This window comes from Paenibacillus sp. 01T442 (assembly GCF_056398345.1).
On record NZ_JBFTPF010000006.1, the window covers coordinates 73305 to 91479 of the forward strand.

An 18175-nucleotide genomic window follows, 5' to 3' on the forward strand; every position below is an offset into this window, starting at 1 on the left:
AAATTTCTATTTTAGTTCTGAAACAACAAAAACGGAGTGCCGCGGATTTGCGGGCTCCGTTTTCTAAGTGCGCCCGGCATGGGCGCTATCTCTAGGGTTCAAGTCCCGAATGGCGAAGGCAGTAGTAATTGCTGTGAATGAAAAACTCCCTTACCCATTATCAAGTGGTAGGGGAGTTTCGTGCGTTCACTTCAGATTGAACAACTGCCGAGCATTTTCGCTGAAAATTTTCTTCTTCTTCTCAAGCGGGAGCCGTTGCAGGATCTTCGTCGGATCATCGAAATCCCAATGGGGATAGTCGCTGGAGAAGAGCAGCATGTTCTCAGCGTCGAACATATTGAACATCGCTTCGAGATGCTTGAAGTCATCCGGTTCCTCGATCGGCTGCGTTGTCATGAAGCAGTGGTCGCGCACATACTCACTCGGCATGCGCTTCAGCCATGGTGTGGATGAACGTAAGGCTTTGAAGTTTTTGTCTAGCCGCCACAACAGTGGAGGCAGCCAAGTGACGCCACCCTCGCAAAACACCACTTTAAACCCTGGATACTTTTCAAACACGCCTTCGCAGACAAAACTAACCAAATGAGCCATAAAGGTTTGGGGCAAGCAAGTATGCCACTGCAAATAGTTCGACACATACCCGACCGCAGTCGGTGGGTTAAAGGTACCTGCGCCTTCGGCGCCCGGATGGATTACAAGTGGAAGCCCATTGCGCTCACAAGCTTCGTAGATCGGATGGAAGAAACGCTGGCCGTACGGCATTCGAGCACCTCCGATCACACTGACAGCGACGATGTCTGGATGCGAACCGACCCGGTCGATCTCGCGCGCAGCTTCCAAGGGATCTTGGGTACCGATGCACAGATAACCCTTGAACTTCGGGCTAACCGGCAGCCATTCGGCGATTAGATAATCGTTGTAGGCCCGGCATACGGCTGCAACGTGATCGCTGTCCGCATAACCAGACATGCCAATTATTGCATCGGAACAAAGCAACGCGTAATCAAGGTTGAATGGTTCGACCAAGTGTTCGAGCATGTAATGCGGATCGGATCCCAACGGTAGCCCGCTAGGCGGATCTGCATCTTTGCGCTTGCTGCCAATCGGCGACGAATAGGGCAGCCCAGCTCCAGGAATGCCGAACCTTTCGGCATGACTTTTCCACGGCTCATCGAGGTATGGGATTAAGTCGCATGCATGGTGAGAATGCTCAGGTGACGGTAGCGGCTTGGGTTAAACGCAGAAAGAAATCCAATAATGAATGCGAATTTGTTGCTGGCATTTGGAATGAAACGAATAAGAGACGCCAGTATGGACTGTTTCTGAATTTATCGATTTGGGAGAGTGGCCAACAGGTGTGCGGCCATGGATCGTTCTCATGAGATCGGTAATTTCTTTGTCGGCAGCATCGGTGGATTAGCTATTTATAACAAAGCGGTATCCAATGAGGAGATGTACCAACTCGGTTATTTGTAAGGGAGTAAGATGAGGGGCCCCAAAGCCATGGATGTGGCGGGGGTCCCTTTTTGTGCTGTCTTAAATTCAGCTTGTTCGTGTCGGGAGTTAATAAAGTGCGTGGCATGCACAAGTGTCCAAAAATGCAAAAGGGCATCCTTTTTGAATCAAACGTAGCTCATAATCTAAATTGATGCGAAAGTGCAACTATTTCTGCCTACTCTCATCGTTTTGACACACTAGCGGTCTTCAAAGATGTAATTCTGCACGTATTCATCGATATACGGGCGTTTTTCTCTGAAATGGATGCCTTTTAGCATCTTTGACCATAGTTGTTTGCATTCGGKGGGCGTATACCACAGGAATATCGATAATTCTCAACCTCTTAACATCAGAACTCAAAGATTTGGTTTATACTAATAAGATCTGGTTAGGATCGTGCCGTAAATCGTATTCGAAAGGAGATGGATTAATGTTAAAGCAAAGGAATGATGGATGCGATCACTTCGTTATGACTGCCATCGAAACAATCGAGGATGCGGATCTATTGTTCATTTCGGAGTTAACGGTGTGGTTTGTTCTTTCTGGCTATTTGGAATTGATCCGTAATGGTTCGGATGTTTTGATTAGGACCGGTGATATTTTCGTTTTGAATAAAGGGGATATGGTTCGTGTGATCGGCAGCGCAGAGAATGCGACGCTTACTGTGAAGTTTCTGATCAATGAGTATCAGGAGGAGTTTCCACCATTTAAACTGAACATTCCGCTATCGATGGTATACAAGAAGGACGGATACGAGCTTGTGCGAAATTGTATGGCGTATTTGTACATCGAAATGAGTTATCCTGGAGAAGGCTCTGACTACATGATTGAAGGGTATTCCAAACGGTTGATCGGACTGCTGTACCGGTACCTTGGGCTGGTGGACGAGAGAGAGCAAGCACACGCGGCATCAGATAAGGTGAAAGAAATCGTATCGTATATCAATCTTAATTATGGAGAGAAATTGAGCTTGGATGAAATTGCTGAGAAGTTCTATAGCAGTAAATATTATCTTGCGCATTCTTTTAAAAATCAATTAGGGATTTCAATCGGTAATTATATCAAAGAAGTCCGATTGTTTCATAGCTACCGCATGTTGGGAAGCACGAATGACAAGATTGTCACGATTGCCTTGGCCAACGGTTTTCCCAATGTACGCTCCTTTAATGAAGCATTCAAAGAGAAATATAAGGTTACACCTGCTGAGTTTCGAGAAGAGAATCAAATTGTAAATGTGCGCAATCGGGAAGAGAGAGCGCTCTCTCAAGATGTCATGTCGTTACTTGCTCCCTATGTACCACTTAGCGAACTGCCAGCTGCCTCGCCGATTTCACCTGATCGTATGGAGGTTCGCTTGAATATGGATCAAACCATCGGACAGTATACCAAAGTGAATCATATATTAAAGGTGAAGGGCGAGTTACCAGAAAGCCGCTTGTTGGAAGTGCGAGATCGGCTCATGGTGAAGTGGGTCGCGGTTTCTCGTGTTTTAAGGAAAACCGATATACAAGTGATAGGTGGCAGGCTCGTTTGTTCCTTTACAGCGTTGGACCGATTATTGCAGCAGATTGTGTCTGTCGGTATGTTGCCCTATCTTCAATTTCACACCATTGATTTCGATGACTGGGAGGAGCTTGGTTTCCATGACAAGGGCTTATTTCAAAGTGTGATGATGGAATTGCATCTGCATCTGCAGCATAATTATAGGACAAGCCAAGACTGGATGTATGAATTCCGCTGCTTCTATGAATTGCAGAAAGGCGGAGCGTTATGCCTGCCGTTAGTGCAGGGGATAGGAACCTTCAAAGGGTATAAGAACATTGTCATTCATTTTCCCGTCCCTCCTGAGGATGCAATGTCACTCGATAGTGAAAGCTATAATACTGTCTATTGCATCGATGATTGGACGAGAATGCGCAAGATTCCACTTGATGCCGCGTTGAACCATTTATACGACGAAGCTTACATTCAGGTCATCAACAACAGTACGAACATGAAGATGCAGAATCGGATTCTGGATTGGATGCTAGTCTATGAACACGATGAATATTTGCGGGCCTATGCGGATTTAGCCCAGGCGAACGCGAGTATATGGCAATATACAAACTTATTGAATCACAACGGAAGTGCAGATCACTATTACTCACCGTTGTCGCTCGATTCGGCGAAGTTATTCGAATACTTCCCAGATGAGCTGGCAAATAAGCTGTCTTTATGTCATCTAGATGGTCGTTACAAGGATATTTGGTATGCGAGAGAGTTTATGAGTCGGCTCTATGAAGATCTTGTGTACCGGAATGATTCTTGCATCGTGACCAAGCAACAAGAAAACTACCGAATGCTAACCGCGTATCCAGAGGAAGAGCTGCGACATATGATTATGCAGACGAATGATCCTTTGAAATCAGCTTGGCGTAAGGCTAAAAGTCCGTACATAGTAGTGAAGCTGGAACTAGCAAATTTAGAAGGTACATATCGATTGATCAAGCAACAATTAACATCTGAGCAGATCGATCAGCGAATTGGGATTACCGAATTAAGGGAATGCAAAAAGTTGTCCTTTGATGACATTGCCTACTGGAATGCGATCAATCGACCTTCAAGAAGTGTCGAACGGTTGATAATAAAGGGAATTCACACCTTGGAATTTGAGGTTCCGATCTTTGGAATTGTCATGATTGACCTAGAAAAAATGAACGACTAGTGCTAAATGTTGCGCATTCGATTTTATGAAACATCGGATGATCGCAATATTTAGCTTTTTTTTCGACAATATCGTCATAGATATCATGTAAGCGCTATATTAAAATTGAAAAAAACAGCAAGACGAAACCGGAGGGTATTACCGTGTGGGGTTATTTTAAAAGCAAACAAGCCATAAAAAAAGAGACTGTACAAAAAGTAAGGGCTGATAAAGCTAAGTTGAAAGAACGAAAGCAAGAATTGGCTATGCTGTCAGAAGTGGAACGTAAAGCCGCGGTAGAACAAGATAAACAAATTCAGAAAGAACAAAAGCAACAATCGAAGCTGATGATGAAGACGTTAAGCCGTAAAGATCGAAGAGTGATGAAAAAGGAAGCGAAACGATACAAGAAAATCAAAAACAGACCAAGACGACTCGCAGGCTGGTCGGTTGTGGCCGCGATCGTTATCCTCTTATTCGTACAATTCGGTCCAATGGCATCCAGTATCATCGATGCGCTGACAGCCAAACATATAACAGCAATAACCGATTCGCCAGAGGCACTTGCCGCACGTGAACACGGTGAGAAAGTTGCAGAAGAAATTGCAAATGAAGGTATCGTTTTATTGAAGAACGAAGCCAACCAACTGCCGCTACAGGACAAAAAGATCAATGTCTTCGGTTTGTCGGCATTTGAACTGCGTTACGGAGGCGGCGGATCTGGCGCGGGTGATAATTCACGTGCGGTTAATTTATTCGATGGCCTGACCAATGCCGGTATTTCGTATAACACGGATCTTCATAAGATGTATCAAAATGTCCGAGAAGAAAAAGGTGGGGGTTCCAGCGGCAGCACAGGAATCGTTCAAGTTGTAAAGGGCTTGATGGGTTTGAATTCCAGCGATGAACCTACTATCGATTACTTGTCAGACGAGGCGATCAAACAAGCGAAAGCTTATTCGGACAATGCGCTCATTGTCATTTCCAGTGAAAGCACAGAAGCAAGCGATGCTAAGGTTGAGCAATTGAAATTGACGGACAATAAACGTGCGTTGATTGAAAAGGTTGCCCGAAACTTTGCTCACGTAACGCTTGTGATCAATGCAGGAAATGCACTGGAGCTTGGATTCGTTAATGAATACAAATCCATTCAATCGGTATTGTGGATAGGAACTCCGGGTCCTTACGGAGCCAATGCATTAGGCAATGTTCTTGCAGGCAAGACGAATCCATCGGGCCGAATTCCGGACACGTATGTCTATGATAATTCATCAGCTCCAGCAAGTGAGAACTTCGGAGACTATGGCTATGATAACTTGAAATATTCATTCATCAATTATCAAGAAGGCATTTATGTGGGATACCGTTTCTATGAAACCTTCTATCAAGGTAACGAAGCGGGTTACCGAGATACCGTGTTATATCCTTATGGATATGGATTAAGTTATACGGACTTTGAATGGACAGTCCAGAATCAGACATTCACCAAAGATAAGATTGAATTGCAAGTCAACGTGAAGAACGTTGGTAAACGGGCAGGAAAAGACGTCGTTCAACTGTATTACTCTGCTCCCTATGTGGCAGGAGGCATTGAGAAATCATCCATTGAACTGGCTACCTACGCGAAGACGTCGCTCCTAGAAGCGGGTCAATCGGAAGTGCTAACCTTATCGTTTGCGACCGAAGAGATGGCTTCTTATGATATGAACGGTGAGCAAGCGTATGTGTTAGATCCAGGCATTTATCAGATTAAAGTTGCTCACAATGTCCATGATATTGCAGCAAGTTATGACTTTCAGATTGCGGAGAAAAAGGTCTATAAAACTGATAAGGATACAGGAACGGCTTACAAGAATCAGTTTGATCTAGCCAAAGGTGAACTCACCTATTTATCTCGTAATAATTGGGAGAAAACGTATCCTTCTGACGAAAAAATTAGTCATGAAGCACCGCAATATGTACTTGATGCATTCTCAGGGGAAACCGTAGCTTCTAAGCAAGCTATGCCGAAAGTTGGCGTCGATAACGGCATCAAGTTGAAAGATTTGAAAGGTGTAGCCTTCAACGATCCGAAGTGGGATGCCTTCTTGGATCAGCTCACATTGGATGAAATGATCGATTATGTGGCAAACGGAGCCTATCGAACGATGGCCATTGACCGATTGGGCGTTCCCAAAACCTTGTTGATGGACGGACCCGCCGGATTTAGTTACTTTTTTAAACCTGTGCAAGCATCGTCCTATCCGTCCGAAATCGTTATTGCAGCATCATGGAACAAGGATTTAGCCTATCGAATGGGCGAAGCCATAGGGAAAGAAGCGCGCGCATATGGCATTCAGGGCTGGTATGCGCCAGGTATGAATATCCACCGTACGGCGCAAGGCGGTCGTAACTTCGAGTTCTTCTCCGAAGATCCGATGTTGTCGGGAACAATGGCAGCGGCGATGATCAAAGGAGCGCAAGACCAAGGAATTATTGCCTTCATGAAGCACTTTGCGTTAAATGATCAAGAAACGAATGCACGTACCGGCAACCTAATCTGGGCCAATGAGCAAGCGATTCGTGAAATCTATTTGAAGCCATTCGAAATTTCGGTTAAAGAAGGTAAACCGCTAGGAACAATGTCCAGCTTCTCGATTATCGGTACGAAGTGGGCTGGAGCGAACTCCAACTTGCTTAATGATGTTCTGCGTAAAGAATGGGGCTTCGACGGGTTTGTTTCAAGCGATGCTGTCTTCGGCTTTATGAAAGCGCCGGATGCCGTTGTAGCGGGGAATGACTTGATGCTAGATATTATGACACCAACCAAAAATGAAAAGTTACTGGGAAAAGCGTACAAAAAAGATCCAGCAGGTATTGCAAACGGCGTTCGTACAAGTGTTCATCATGTGCTGTACACGATCCTACAAACCTACTTGTTTAAATCTTAAGCGCTTGAATATGAGGTGGAAACATTGAAATATAAAGCATTAATTGAACGTATGACGATAGAAGAAAAAGCATCTTTAATGTCTGGCGCGAATTTCTGGAATACGAAAGCGATTGAGCGGCTKAATATTCCAGGTATTATGCTGACAGATGGCCCGCATGGTCTGAGGAAGCAAGGGGGAAAGGCAGACCATTTGGGTCTGAATAAAAGTCTGCCTGCTACTTGCTTCCCAACGGCGGCAACGCTGGCGAATAGCTGGGACCGACAATTGATTTATGATGTTGGTCAGACGATTGGGAATGAAGCTGCTAGCGAGAAAGTAAGCGTGTTGCTAGGGCCAGGATTGAATATTAAGCGGAATCCGTTATGTGGCCGCAACTTTGAATATTTTTCCGAGGATCCGTATTTGACAGGTGAATTGGCAAGTGAAATGGTCAAAGGGATACAATCCAATGGTATTTCAGCTTGTCCGAAACATTTTGCAGTCAACAGCCAAGAACATATGCGCATGACGATCGATGAGATTGTAGATGAACGTTCGTTAAGAGAACTGTATCTGGAAGGATTCAGGCGTGTCGTCGAGAAAAGTCAGCCCAAGACCATCATGACCTCTTATAACAAAGTAAATGGCACTTTCGCGAATGAAAACACGTATTTGTTACAGGATATTTTGTACGGAGAATGGGGATTTGACGGCGTTGTTGTAACCGACTGGGGCGGTAATAATGACCGTGTTGCAGGGTTGCAAGCGGGCAATCAATTGGAGATGCCTTCGACGAACGGAATTACCGATCAAGAGATTGTGCAAGCTGTTAGGAGCAAGGAATTAGCGGAAGAGGCTTTGGATGAAGCCGTCGATCGTCTGTTGGAGCTGGTTTTTACTACCCAGTTGAAGGATAACCACACAACGGGAGTTGACTATGAGCAGCACCATGCCAAAGCGATTGAAGCGGCCAAACGCTCGATTGTGTTATTAAAAAATGACGAGCAACAACTGCCGCTCGGTCCTGACAAGAAAGTTGCGATCGTTGGGGATTTCGCCAAACATCCTCGTTACCAAGGAGCTGGAAGTTCCCTTATTAATCCGGCGAAGCTATCAAATGCCTGGGATGTATTGCGTGAATCAGACTTGTCGATTGTGGGACACGCGAAAGGCTTCAAGCGAACGGGCGGCGGCAACGAACAGTTGCGAAAGGAAGCTGTCCAGTTAGCAGAGCAGGCGGACATCGTTTTATTGTTCTTGGGTTTGGACGAAGGCAGCGAAGCGGAAGGCATTGACCGCGCGCACCTAAGATTGCGAGAGAACCAGCTAGAATTGCTTCAATCATTAACGAAGGTCAATCCGAATATTGTGGTGATTCTGGCTGGCGGCGGCGCGATCGAGATGCCGTTCGTACAGGATGTGAAAGCTATCGTTCACACCTATTTATCCGGTCAAGGAAGCGCTGAAGCGTTATCGAGTGTTTTGCTTGGCACGTATAATCCAAGTGGTAAGCTCAGCGAAACATTCCCGATCGCTTACGGCGATGTGTCTTCCGCCCCTTATTACCCAGGCAAGGAGGCAACGTCGGAGCATACCGAAGGTATTTTTATCGGCTACCGTTATTACGATACGGTGGAGAAACCTGTGTTATTCCCATTCGGACATGGGTTGTCTTATACAACGTTTGCCTATTCGGAGATAGCGGCTGATCAGGATGGAGCGTCGTTTACCATTACGAATACAGGCGCTGTCGCGGGGGAAGAGGTTGCGCAATTATATATCCAGAAGCTAGATTCCACCATTTTTAGAGCGAAACGTGAGTTAAAAGGGTTTGACAAAGTGTTCTTAATKCCTGGCGAAAGCAAGCGCGTCACGATCAAGCTGGAAGAACGCGATTTCGCGTATTATAATCCGACGATTCACAAGTGGGTGGTCGAACCTGGCGCATATGCTATTCAAATTGGCAGCTCGATTCAGACGATCCATTTGCAAGAACAGGTAACACTAACGGGGGATACCGCCCCTTGCGAGCATACAAAAGAACAATTCCCGCACTATTATAGCGGACATGTGCATGATGTAACGCCGGAAGAATATAAGCGTCTGTTGGGTTACGAACCGCCACAGCGTTTGTGGGATCCGAAACGGGATTTGGGATTAAACGATACCATTGCACAAGCGAAACATAAGAACTGGTTGGGAAAAACGATCTATGGCGTAGTAATCTTCTTTAACAAATTTTTTGACGCAGTCAACAAACCTTTGCTAGCGAATAATGTCTACTTTGTTATGAATATGCCATTTCGTCAAATCGACCGCTTTACCGGCGGTAAAATAAGTCGGAAACAAATTTTGACGTTGTTGAGATGGATAAATAGGTGAGAAATTATCATGGAGTTGTAAACCAGAATGAGCGAAATAAATATCAAAAGATATATCGGGTTGGTAGGTTTATGGAATAGCTATAAGGAACGACATCCTGCTATTGCTCAATTCCTGCTATTCTTGATTCTCAGTGTTGGCATGACGGCATTACAACTGATTCTAATGCCTCTCATTAAACTCATATTCGCACAGACATCTTTGCTTACGATAAGTTTCCAAATTTTCCAGTTGGGGCATAACTTTGATGGAAGTGCTTATTATGTATTCAACTATGCGGCTGGTTCGCTTGCCTCAGGCGGTGGAGGAGGGATTGGTTATTTCCTTGCCGTCCAAATAACGCTTGGAATTGCACAGATTATTAATTTTTTCGCCCAGCGAAATATTACATTTAAATCAAACAGTAATATTTGGAAGGCTGCTTTTTGGTACGTATTAGCGTACATGGTGATAACGATTGGTGCCGCCGCTGCGCAAGGATTTTACAAAGCACCGATATATAACTTATTCATTAACTCGTGGGACATGGGTTCATTAGGTGAAACAACAGCAGACGTGATTACCATGGGGATCAATAGTACAATTTCATTCTTCGTGTTCTATCCGATATTTAAAATCATTTTCAAACAAGAGCCTGACTTACAGGGCTCATAAGCCCTGTGAAGGGCTTTTTTTTGCGTTATATGCTGAATTTGTAATTGATTGCCGTCATAAAATGAAGGAGAAAGTAGTGGTAATGATCCTGCAAATATGAAAAATGAATGTAAAGGGGAAGATGAATATGCAAATCACACGTAAATTTGCTTCAGTACCCTCCAAGTTACAGGGCGGCCGCACCCAAGAACTCATGGATAAAAGACAAGCATTCGTACCCAGAGGTGTTGGCAACAATACACCGATTTTTGTTGAAAAGGCAGAAGGGGCTTTGATTTATGATGTGGATGGTAATGTATTCATTGATTTTGCCGGCGCGATCGGTACGCAGAATGTTGGCCATTGCCCGCCTGAAGTTGTCAAAGCTGTGCAAGCGCAGCTTGAAAAATATATTCATCCTTGCTTTCATGTGGCTATGTATGAACCCTATCTAGAGCTAGCTGAGAAATTGGCACAAATCACGCCAGGCAACTTTCCGAAGAAAACGATCTTTCTAAATAGCGGTGCAGAAGCGGTTGAGAATGCTGTGAAAATTGCAAGGAAATTTACAGGGAAATCTGGCATTGTCTCCTTTTCGCGAGGATTTCATGGTCGGACACTCTTAGGCATGTCGCTTACAAGCAAGGTCAGACCCTATAAGTTCCAGATGGGGCCGTTTGCCCCGGCCACCTACAAAGCACAATTCCCGTATCCGTTGCATCGTCCGCAAGGCATGTCGGAGACAGATTACGCGCTCTATTGTGTTCAGCAATTTGAAGATTTCCTCTATACGGAAGTCGCACCGGAGGAGTTAGCGGCGGTTATTATGGAGCCGATCCAAGGTGAAGGCGGCTTCATCGTTCCTCCAAAGGCATGGGTTCAAGGTATATATGAGATTTGCAAAAGTAAACATATTTTGTTTATAGCCGATGAAATTCAAACAGGTTTCGGACGTACGGGAGAAATGTTCGCTTCCACCCATTTTGGGATTGAACCCGATTTGATGACGATGTCGAAATCCATTGCAGCAGGCTTGCCGATATCGGCCGTTACGGGTCGTTCGGAAATTATGGATGCACCTGCACCTGGCGAAATCGGTGGTACGTATGGTGGAAGTCCGCTTGGATGTGTAGCAGCATTGGCGGTTATCGAGAAGATGGAATGCGAGAATCTCGTTGAGCGATCACGTGTTATCGGTGAGACGATCCGTGAATTCTTTACGGACTTGCAGAAGACAGTCCCACATATTGCGGAGGTGCGTGGACTAGGTGCGATGTGTGCAATCGAATTCGTTCATCCCGATACGAAAGAACCAGATAAAGCGAATGCTGCTGCGATTCAGAAAGGCTGCTATGAAGCAGGCGTGATCCTATTAAGCGCTGGGGTGCACAGTAATGTGATTCGTTTTCTCACCCCGCTCGTCATCACAGATGAAGAGCTTGCTGAAGGCCTTGATATTATCCAACATGTTATAATTGAGCAATATGCTGAAGAGAGAAAGTAGGGAGTTCAGATGAAGAGGCATTTGTTTATTAACGGACAATGGAAAGAAGCTGCTCGTTACGAAGCACTTTACTCACCTTATTCAGGGGAATGGATTGCAGATGTGGGGCATGGGAATGAAGCTGAAACGGATGAAGCAATCCAAGCTGCGCAAGCAGCTGCACAGGTCATGGCTCAGATGCCAGCTCACGAGCGTACGACTATTTTATATAAAGTAGCTGAATTGTTGGAAAAACGGAAAGAGGAGCTCTCCCGTCTAGTGGCTCTGGAAGCGGCAAAGCCGCTCAAGACCGCCCGTGGCGAACTCGCCCGGTCGATTCAAACCTACAAATTCGCAGCGATGGAAGCAAGTCGCATTCATGGAGAAACGGTACCGCTGGATGCAGCACCTGGCGGAGAGGGACGCATTGCCTTTACGCTGCGCAAACCGCTGGGTGTGATCGCGGCTATAACGCCATTTAACTTTCCCTTTAATTTGGTCGCACATAAAGTCGGCCCAGCGATCGCAGCGGGGAACACAATTGTACTTAAACCCGCGGGGCAAACGCCACTTTCTTCCTTGATGCTGGCTGAAATTTTTCAAGAAGCAGGACTTCCGAATGGGGCATTGAATGTCATTCCCGGACCTGGTTCGGTTGTGGGAGAGAAGCTCGTGAGGGATCCGCGGGTGAAGGCTGTTACCTTCACAGGGAGTCCTGCTGTCGGCATTGCGATGAAAAACAAAGCCGGTTTAAAGCGAGTTACCTTAGAATTAGGTTCGAATTCAGCTTTACTTATAGACAAAGCTTACGAGATTACAGATGAGTTAATCAGTCGCTGTGTGCTCGGTGCCTTTTCATATAGTGGTCAAGTATGCATTTCCATTCAGCGGATTTTCGTCCACGAGCTTCTTTATGATGATTTTATGAAAAGATTCAAAGAGCAAGTGGAGAAATTGGTTATCGGTGACCCGCTAGATGAGACAACGGATGTTTCCGCGCTGATTAGTGAGAAAGAAGTTCGGCGGATGCAGGATTGGGTAGACAGTGCGGTTGCCAAAGGAGCCGTTGTGATTACAGGTGGCAGAGAGCTGAATTCTCGGATATATCCACCGACCATTTTGACGCATGTAGCTGCGGATGAGCCTGTTTCCTGTGAAGAGGTGTTTGGACCGATCGTTACGGTTTCCTCATTCAGCTCGCTGGATCAAGCCATTCAGGATGTCAATCATTCTCGTTATGGACTACAAGCAGGCATTTATACGAATGACATCCGTGCCGCGATGCGTGCTGCTGAGCAATTGGAGGTAGGAGGCGTTATGATTAATGATTTCCCTACATTCCGTGTGGATAACATGCCTTATGGCGGTGTGAAGGAAAGTGGCTTCGGACGGGAAGGTATTCGATATGCGGTCGAAGAGTTGACGGAGCTGAAGTTCATTTCGATTAAGTTATAGGCTACTCGAACCAATTAACTGGAAAATGTACAGCTATTTCAGCTGTTTTTCCTGCTTTTTCTTGAATAACTGGATTAGGTACAGCTAATTTAGCGTAATTTGAACATGCGGCAAGAAAAGGCTCGAATTAGCTGTATGAAATCCAGTTATTCCTAATAGATCAGTTTTTTCAGCGATATTAGCTACATATAATCCATCTAATCTTGAAGCGCTRCACGGAAAAGGGGGAAAAGTCTTCTCAAGGTGAAGATGTTCAGGAAAAGGAGGTTGAAACATCGGTGTCTCCAAGTTTAGGTGCAAAAAAAAGAAGAACCGGTATTTCTACCGGTTCTTCTTGCTAAATACTTATTTACACATAAGGAAGCTATATGTTAGAATACAAAGACCATCGTCTATTTATTTATTAGTTGACATAGTTAATACATCTTATCTTTAATTAAATTTTAGCACGAAGATTGGCTGGTTGTCAAACATTATTTTGTTTTTTTCACACAAGACCCATAAGGAGCGTGTTCGTGAAGATGATCAAGGTGAACGAATGGCAGCAAGAACAAGAGCGATTAGATATGGTTACGGACAAATTACGATCTGCTATTGTAGAAATCGAACCAGAGGTAGTCGGGTTGCGCGATCAGGTTACGGACTTCCGCAAGCGGTTTTGGGAAGAAGTGTCGATCAATACGAGTACACATGAAGATTTCGAAGAGGCCTTTTATAGTATTAGACAGCAAGAAGCGTTGTTATCGGAGCGGGAGCGCAGTCACCAGCAGCGGATGCAACGATTGAAGGGCATGAAGCGGTTGCTGCCGTCGCCTTATTTTGGGCGGATTGATTTTCAAGAAGATGATACTCGCTTCAGTGAGCAAATTTATATTGGCGTTTCGTCTTTTGTTGACGAAGACGGCTTAAGTTTCCTAGTCTATGATTGGCGTACTCCCATTGCAAGTATGTATTATGACTATTCMCCTGGGGCTTCGGCCTATGAAACCCCTGGGGGACGCGTCGAGGGAGAAATGACGCTGAAACGGCAATATTTCATCGGCGACGGCCAGTTAAAGCGTGTGTTCGACACGAGTATAACCATCGGTGATGAATTGCTCCAGCAAGTGCTTGCCCAAGGTGCAAATTCACAAATGAAGAGCATTGTGGCGACTATTCAGAAGGAGCAAAATGCCATCATTCGCAACGATAAGACGCGCATGCTCATTGTGCAGGGAGCGGCAGGCAGTGGAAAGACATCAGCAGCTCTGCAGCGAGCTGCCTACTTATTATATAAGCACCGTGATAAGCTTAAAGCGGATCAAATTGTTCTTTTTTCCCCGAATCCAATGTTCAACAGTTATGTATCAACCGTTCTTCCCGAGCTCGGTGAGGAGAATATGCAGCAGACGACGATTCAAGAATATTTGGTCTATTGGCTTGGAGCCACGTTGCAGCTGGAGAGTCCGTTTGAGCAGATCGAATATATCCTGACGTCATCCTCGACTCCCGATTGTGAAGCACGAACCAGTGGGATTCACTATAAAGCATCAGAGGTATTTCTCCATGCCCTGCAGCAATATGCGGTATGGCTGGGAAAAGAAGGCATGCTCTTCCGCAGCATCCAATTCCAGGATCGTGAGTTAATTACCGCGGAGCAGATCCAATCGCAATTTTATAGCTATGACCATACGATCCGTTTGGCTAATCGAGTCGCTCTTTTACAGGAATGGATCCTGCAAAGGCTGGCAACGCTCGAGCGTAAAGAACAAAAAGCGCATTGGGTCCAAGATGAACTCGATTACCTCGACAATGAGCAATATGCCGAAGCCTATAGAGAGTTGCTGAAGAAGTACCGGCAAGAAGAAGTGGTCCTCCATATGAATGAGCAGCTTCTGGATGATTATGGACAGTTTCTTGGCAAGGAGCAAGACGAAGAGCATAATGTTGATTTTGCCATGCAGGAAATAGAAGGGCTGCTTCGGAAGATGATCGTGAGTGGCCATTATAAGCAATTGAGAAATGACGTAAAGCGATTTAAGTTTATAGATATCATCGGATTGTACGATCAATTATTCAGTGATCAGGCCGCTTATCGGACCATGACGAACGAGACTGCGGTGCCTGAACAGTGGACTGAAATTTGCAAGCAAACGAAGGAAAAGCTGAGTAGGCTCGAACTATTTTATGAGGATGCGGCGCCGTTCTTGTGCTTGAAAGAATTCGTAGAAGGAACTCGGAGGAACACGAATGTGCGGCATCTCTTTGTCGATGAAGGACAGGATTATTCACCATTCCAATTCTATTTCCTGAAGCAGCTATTCCCACGCGCCAACATGACCGTTCTCGGAGATTTCAGCCAAGCGATCTTCCCGCAAGCAACCAATCTATCTGAGGTGGATTCGCCACTTATTAAGCTATATGGTCAAAATGAAACGAATCTGATTCGCCTTGTGCGAAGTTATCGCTCCACCCGCGAGATTGTGGAGTTTACGAAGGCGTTGTTACCTAACGAAGAAATCGTACCTTTTGAGAGGAGTGACCAGAAGCCCTTTCTCATTCAGGCTAGCGGCAGTGCTGAGAGAGCTGAACGAATGATAGAGCATCTCGCTGAACTCAGGGCAGAGGGCTTCGAGTCAATTGCCGTTATTACGAAGACCGCAGCGGAGAGCCGTGAGGCTTATAACGTGTTGATGTCTCAAGGCGCTGAGACGCTGCGACTCATTACGAAGGAAACATCAACTTTTGAGAAAGGGACGATGGTCATTCCAGCCTATCTGGCCAAAGGTGTCGAGTTCGACGCGGTGCTGATTTATGAGGCATCCTCACAAGTGTACGGCCGAGAGAGCGAACGTAAGCTATTTTATACCGCGTGTACGCGCGCGATGCACCGGCTCCTGCTCTATTCAACAGGGGAATGGACGCCATTCATTCAGTCACTGGATCCGAATTTGTATCTTTTGTAGATAGGGGTAATCTTCAAAATGTTACTGAAAAATGAGCGATCCGTCAGTGTGAAGGGGTTTTATTCAGGTACAGTTTGAGGTACGATGAGTAATGGGGGTATTTCCCAAGAAGTGAGGTAAGCTGCATTTGCAAACGGAGGGGACACAACTGGATAATTTTGCATGCTTATACGTTGTGCGCGGTGAGCCCTATCGAGCGGGCACTTGCGTGAATTTAAACCAGGAAGAAACAAATGTCGGCCGTGTATCCAATGAGTTAACGCCGGATTTGGCTTTTACGAACGCGTTTATATCCCGGAAGCATATCATTATCCGCAAAGAGCAAGACAAGGCGGTGCTTTATGATTTAGGAAGTCGCCACGGCACTGAAATTAACGGTGTACGGCTAACACCGCACACGCCGTATCCTTTGAACAATTTTGATATTATTAGGCTTGCCAAAGGGATGACCGTCATCCATTTCTCATATATGTTTGCCGATCAAACCCTTGAAATTGAACCGCTCAGCATCACCATGCAGTTAGAAATCCCCAAACTCCCGTTGGAAATAAGTTGGGAGAAACGGGAATGTGTGGTGGATGGCAAGCGAATCCTTATGTCCGAGAAAGAATATCTATTGATCCGTGTGCTGCATGAGCATACAAACCGCCTCGTTCCCATGGAGGAAATTAAGTCCAAGGTGTGGCCTGAACGATCACCGGGAGCAGAAGGCTACTCGGATGTGACGCTCGACGAACTAAATGCACTTGTCTATCGGGTGCGCAAAAAATACGGGAAAGACACCTTTCTCATTAGTGCCGTGCGCGGCGGTGGTTATATGCTCGAATCCGAATTGAAATCGTCATAACGAAAGTTGGGATCCCTTCATGAAGTATATACAAGCGGAGTACTCAGGCCCACTGAACGGAACGGTACACATACCAGGAGCAAAGAATAGCTCTCTTGCCATACTTGCAGCTGCATGTCTGGCGGATAATATCGTAACGTTAGAGGGTATTCCACACATCGATGATGTTCGTCTTATTACGGAAATTGGCCGAGAAATCGGCCTTAGACTCACACAGAATGCCGGACAAGTCATCATTGATCCACGCTGGATTCACAGCTCAGTCATTGATCCGGGCAAAGCATCGAGCTACAGAGCGTCTTATTATTTTGTAGGTGCTTTACTGTCCAAATTCGGTAAAGTCACAATCGGATTACCTGGTGGAGATGATTTCGTTTCAAGACCGATGGATCAGCATATCAAGGTGTTCCAAGCGCTTGGAGCTCAGGTGCGGCTCTACAAGGATTATTACGAGGTTGAAGCGGCGGAGCTGAAGGGGGCAGACATTTATTTCGATACGCTTACCTCGGGTGCGACGATGAATGCGATGATGATGGCTGTATTGGCCAAAGGACGTACTCAGTTGCACAACGCGGCTGTGGATCCGGAGGTGTGCGATACGGCAAGATTCCTGAATCAACTCGGCGCACGAATTTATGGGGCAGGGACGGATCGCATTCGGATTGAAGGTGTTCCTTACTTGAATGGAGGTATCCACACGGTAATTCCAGACAGACTCATCGCCGGAGCATTCTTGATGGCGGCTGGGCTCAATGGGGGACAAGTTACCGTTAAGGATGTCATTCCAGAGCATCTGGGCTCCTGTCTAGCTAAGCTAGAGGAAGTCGGACTGCATGTGGAATGCGGAGAAAACAGTATTACTGCTTATGGGACTAGTAGACTGAAAGCAACGCGAATTCGTGCCGGCATGTATCCAAGTTTCGCCACCGATTTACAGCAACCTATGACAGCACTCCTTTTGCAGGCTGAGGGCAAGAGTATCGTTACCGACCGTGTGTATCCAAAAAGGTTCGCTCATGTTCCGCAGTTGAGACGGCTTGGTGCGGAAATAGAGATTCGTCAAGAATCTGCGTTTATTCGCGGCGGACTCCCCTTGCGAGGCGGTTGGGTGCATGCCACAGATGTGCGTGCAGGCATTTGCTTGCTGATGGCGGGTTTCACCGCGGAGGGCAGCACATGTATAACAGGTGTTGAGCACATCGAGCGCGGCTATGAGGATGTGATCGGCAGTTTTCGATCCATCGGAGCTAGGCTCTCGATGCGTGAGTTGGATGCTCAGGAGCTCTCCAGCCGAATCCACATGCCAGGGTAAATGTAATCAATGTCATCCCTTATATA

General features: G+C 45.9%; 10 protein-coding genes. 9 read left to right on the forward strand and 1 reads right to left on the reverse strand.

Annotated features, from left to right (window positions below; translation table 11 throughout):
- Window positions 1–186: 186 nt before the first annotated feature.
- Window positions 187–1059, reverse strand: coding sequence for an amidohydrolase family protein (locus tag AC1DLM_RS07930; protein WP_477569642.1), 873 nt, complete (start codon window positions 1057–1059; stop codon window positions 187–189).
- Window positions 1060–1927: 868 nt separating this feature from the next.
- On the opposite strand from AC1DLM_RS07930, the gene AC1DLM_RS07935 reads away from it, so the two are divergent.
- From AC1DLM_RS07935 to murA, 9 genes are all read left to right on the forward strand, one after another.
- Complete coding sequence (locus AC1DLM_RS07935) at window positions 1928–4201, forward strand: helix-turn-helix transcriptional regulator (RefSeq protein WP_477569643.1); 2274 nt, start codon at window positions 1928–1930, stop codon at window positions 4199–4201.
- Window positions 4202–4344: 143 nt separating this feature from the next.
- Window positions 4345–7110, forward strand: coding sequence for a glycoside hydrolase family 3 protein (locus AC1DLM_RS07940; protein WP_477569644.1), 2766 nt, complete (start codon window positions 4345–4347; stop codon window positions 7108–7110).
- Between the two features lie 24 nt (window positions 7111–7134).
- Complete coding sequence (locus tag AC1DLM_RS07945; protein WP_477569645.1) at window positions 7135–9474, forward strand: glycoside hydrolase family 3 C-terminal domain-containing protein; 2340 nt, start codon at window positions 7135–7137, stop codon at window positions 9472–9474.
- 27 nt (window positions 9475–9501) lie between these two features.
- The gene (locus tag AC1DLM_RS07950; protein WP_477569646.1) at window positions 9502–10128 is read left to right on the forward strand and encodes a hypothetical protein; all 627 of its coding nucleotides are present in this window, start codon (window positions 9502–9504) and stop codon (window positions 10126–10128) included.
- A 127-nt stretch (window positions 10129–10255) separates the two neighbouring features.
- Window positions 10256–11611, forward strand: coding sequence for a 4-aminobutyrate--2-oxoglutarate transaminase (gene gabT, locus AC1DLM_RS07955; protein ID WP_477569647.1), 1356 nt, complete (start codon window positions 10256–10258; stop codon window positions 11609–11611).
- Window positions 11612–11620: 9 nt separating this feature from the next.
- Window positions 11621–13045, forward strand: coding sequence for an aldehyde dehydrogenase family protein (locus AC1DLM_RS07960; RefSeq protein WP_477569648.1), 1425 nt, complete (start codon window positions 11621–11623; stop codon window positions 13043–13045).
- Window positions 13046–13566: 521 nt separating this feature from the next.
- Window positions 13567–15990, forward strand: coding sequence for an RNA polymerase recycling motor HelD (helD, locus tag AC1DLM_RS07965; protein ID WP_477569732.1), 2424 nt, complete (start codon window positions 13567–13569; stop codon window positions 15988–15990).
- Window positions 15991–16198: 208 nt separating this feature from the next.
- The gene (locus tag AC1DLM_RS07970) at window positions 16199–16837 is read left to right on the forward strand and encodes an FHA domain-containing protein (protein ID WP_441987930.1); all 639 of its coding nucleotides are present in this window, start codon (window positions 16199–16201) and stop codon (window positions 16835–16837) included.
- 19 nt (window positions 16838–16856) lie between these two features.
- Complete coding sequence (murA, locus tag AC1DLM_RS07975; protein WP_477569649.1) at window positions 16857–18149, forward strand: UDP-N-acetylglucosamine 1-carboxyvinyltransferase; 1293 nt, start codon at window positions 16857–16859, stop codon at window positions 18147–18149.
- Window positions 18150–18175 lie beyond the last annotated feature (26 nt).

Bases quoted from the DNA above. Each gene is read 5' to 3' on its own strand.
- AC1DLM_RS07935 (WP_477569643.1), top strand. From the start codon at position 1,928: ATGTTAAAGCAAAGGAATGATGGATGCGATCACTTCGTTATGACTGCC.
- AC1DLM_RS07950 (WP_477569646.1), top strand. From the start codon at position 9,502: ATGAGCGAAATAAATATCAAAAGATATATCGGGTTGGTAGGTTTATGG.
- gabT (WP_477569647.1), top strand. From the start codon at position 10,256: ATGCAAATCACACGTAAATTTGCTTCAGTACCCTCCAAGTTACAGGGC.
- AC1DLM_RS07960 (WP_477569648.1), top strand. From the start codon at position 11,621: ATGAAGAGGCATTTGTTTATTAACGGACAATGGAAAGAAGCTGCTCGT.
- murA (WP_477569649.1), top strand. From the start codon at position 16,857: ATGAAGTATATACAAGCGGAGTACTCAGGCCCACTGAACGGAACGGTA.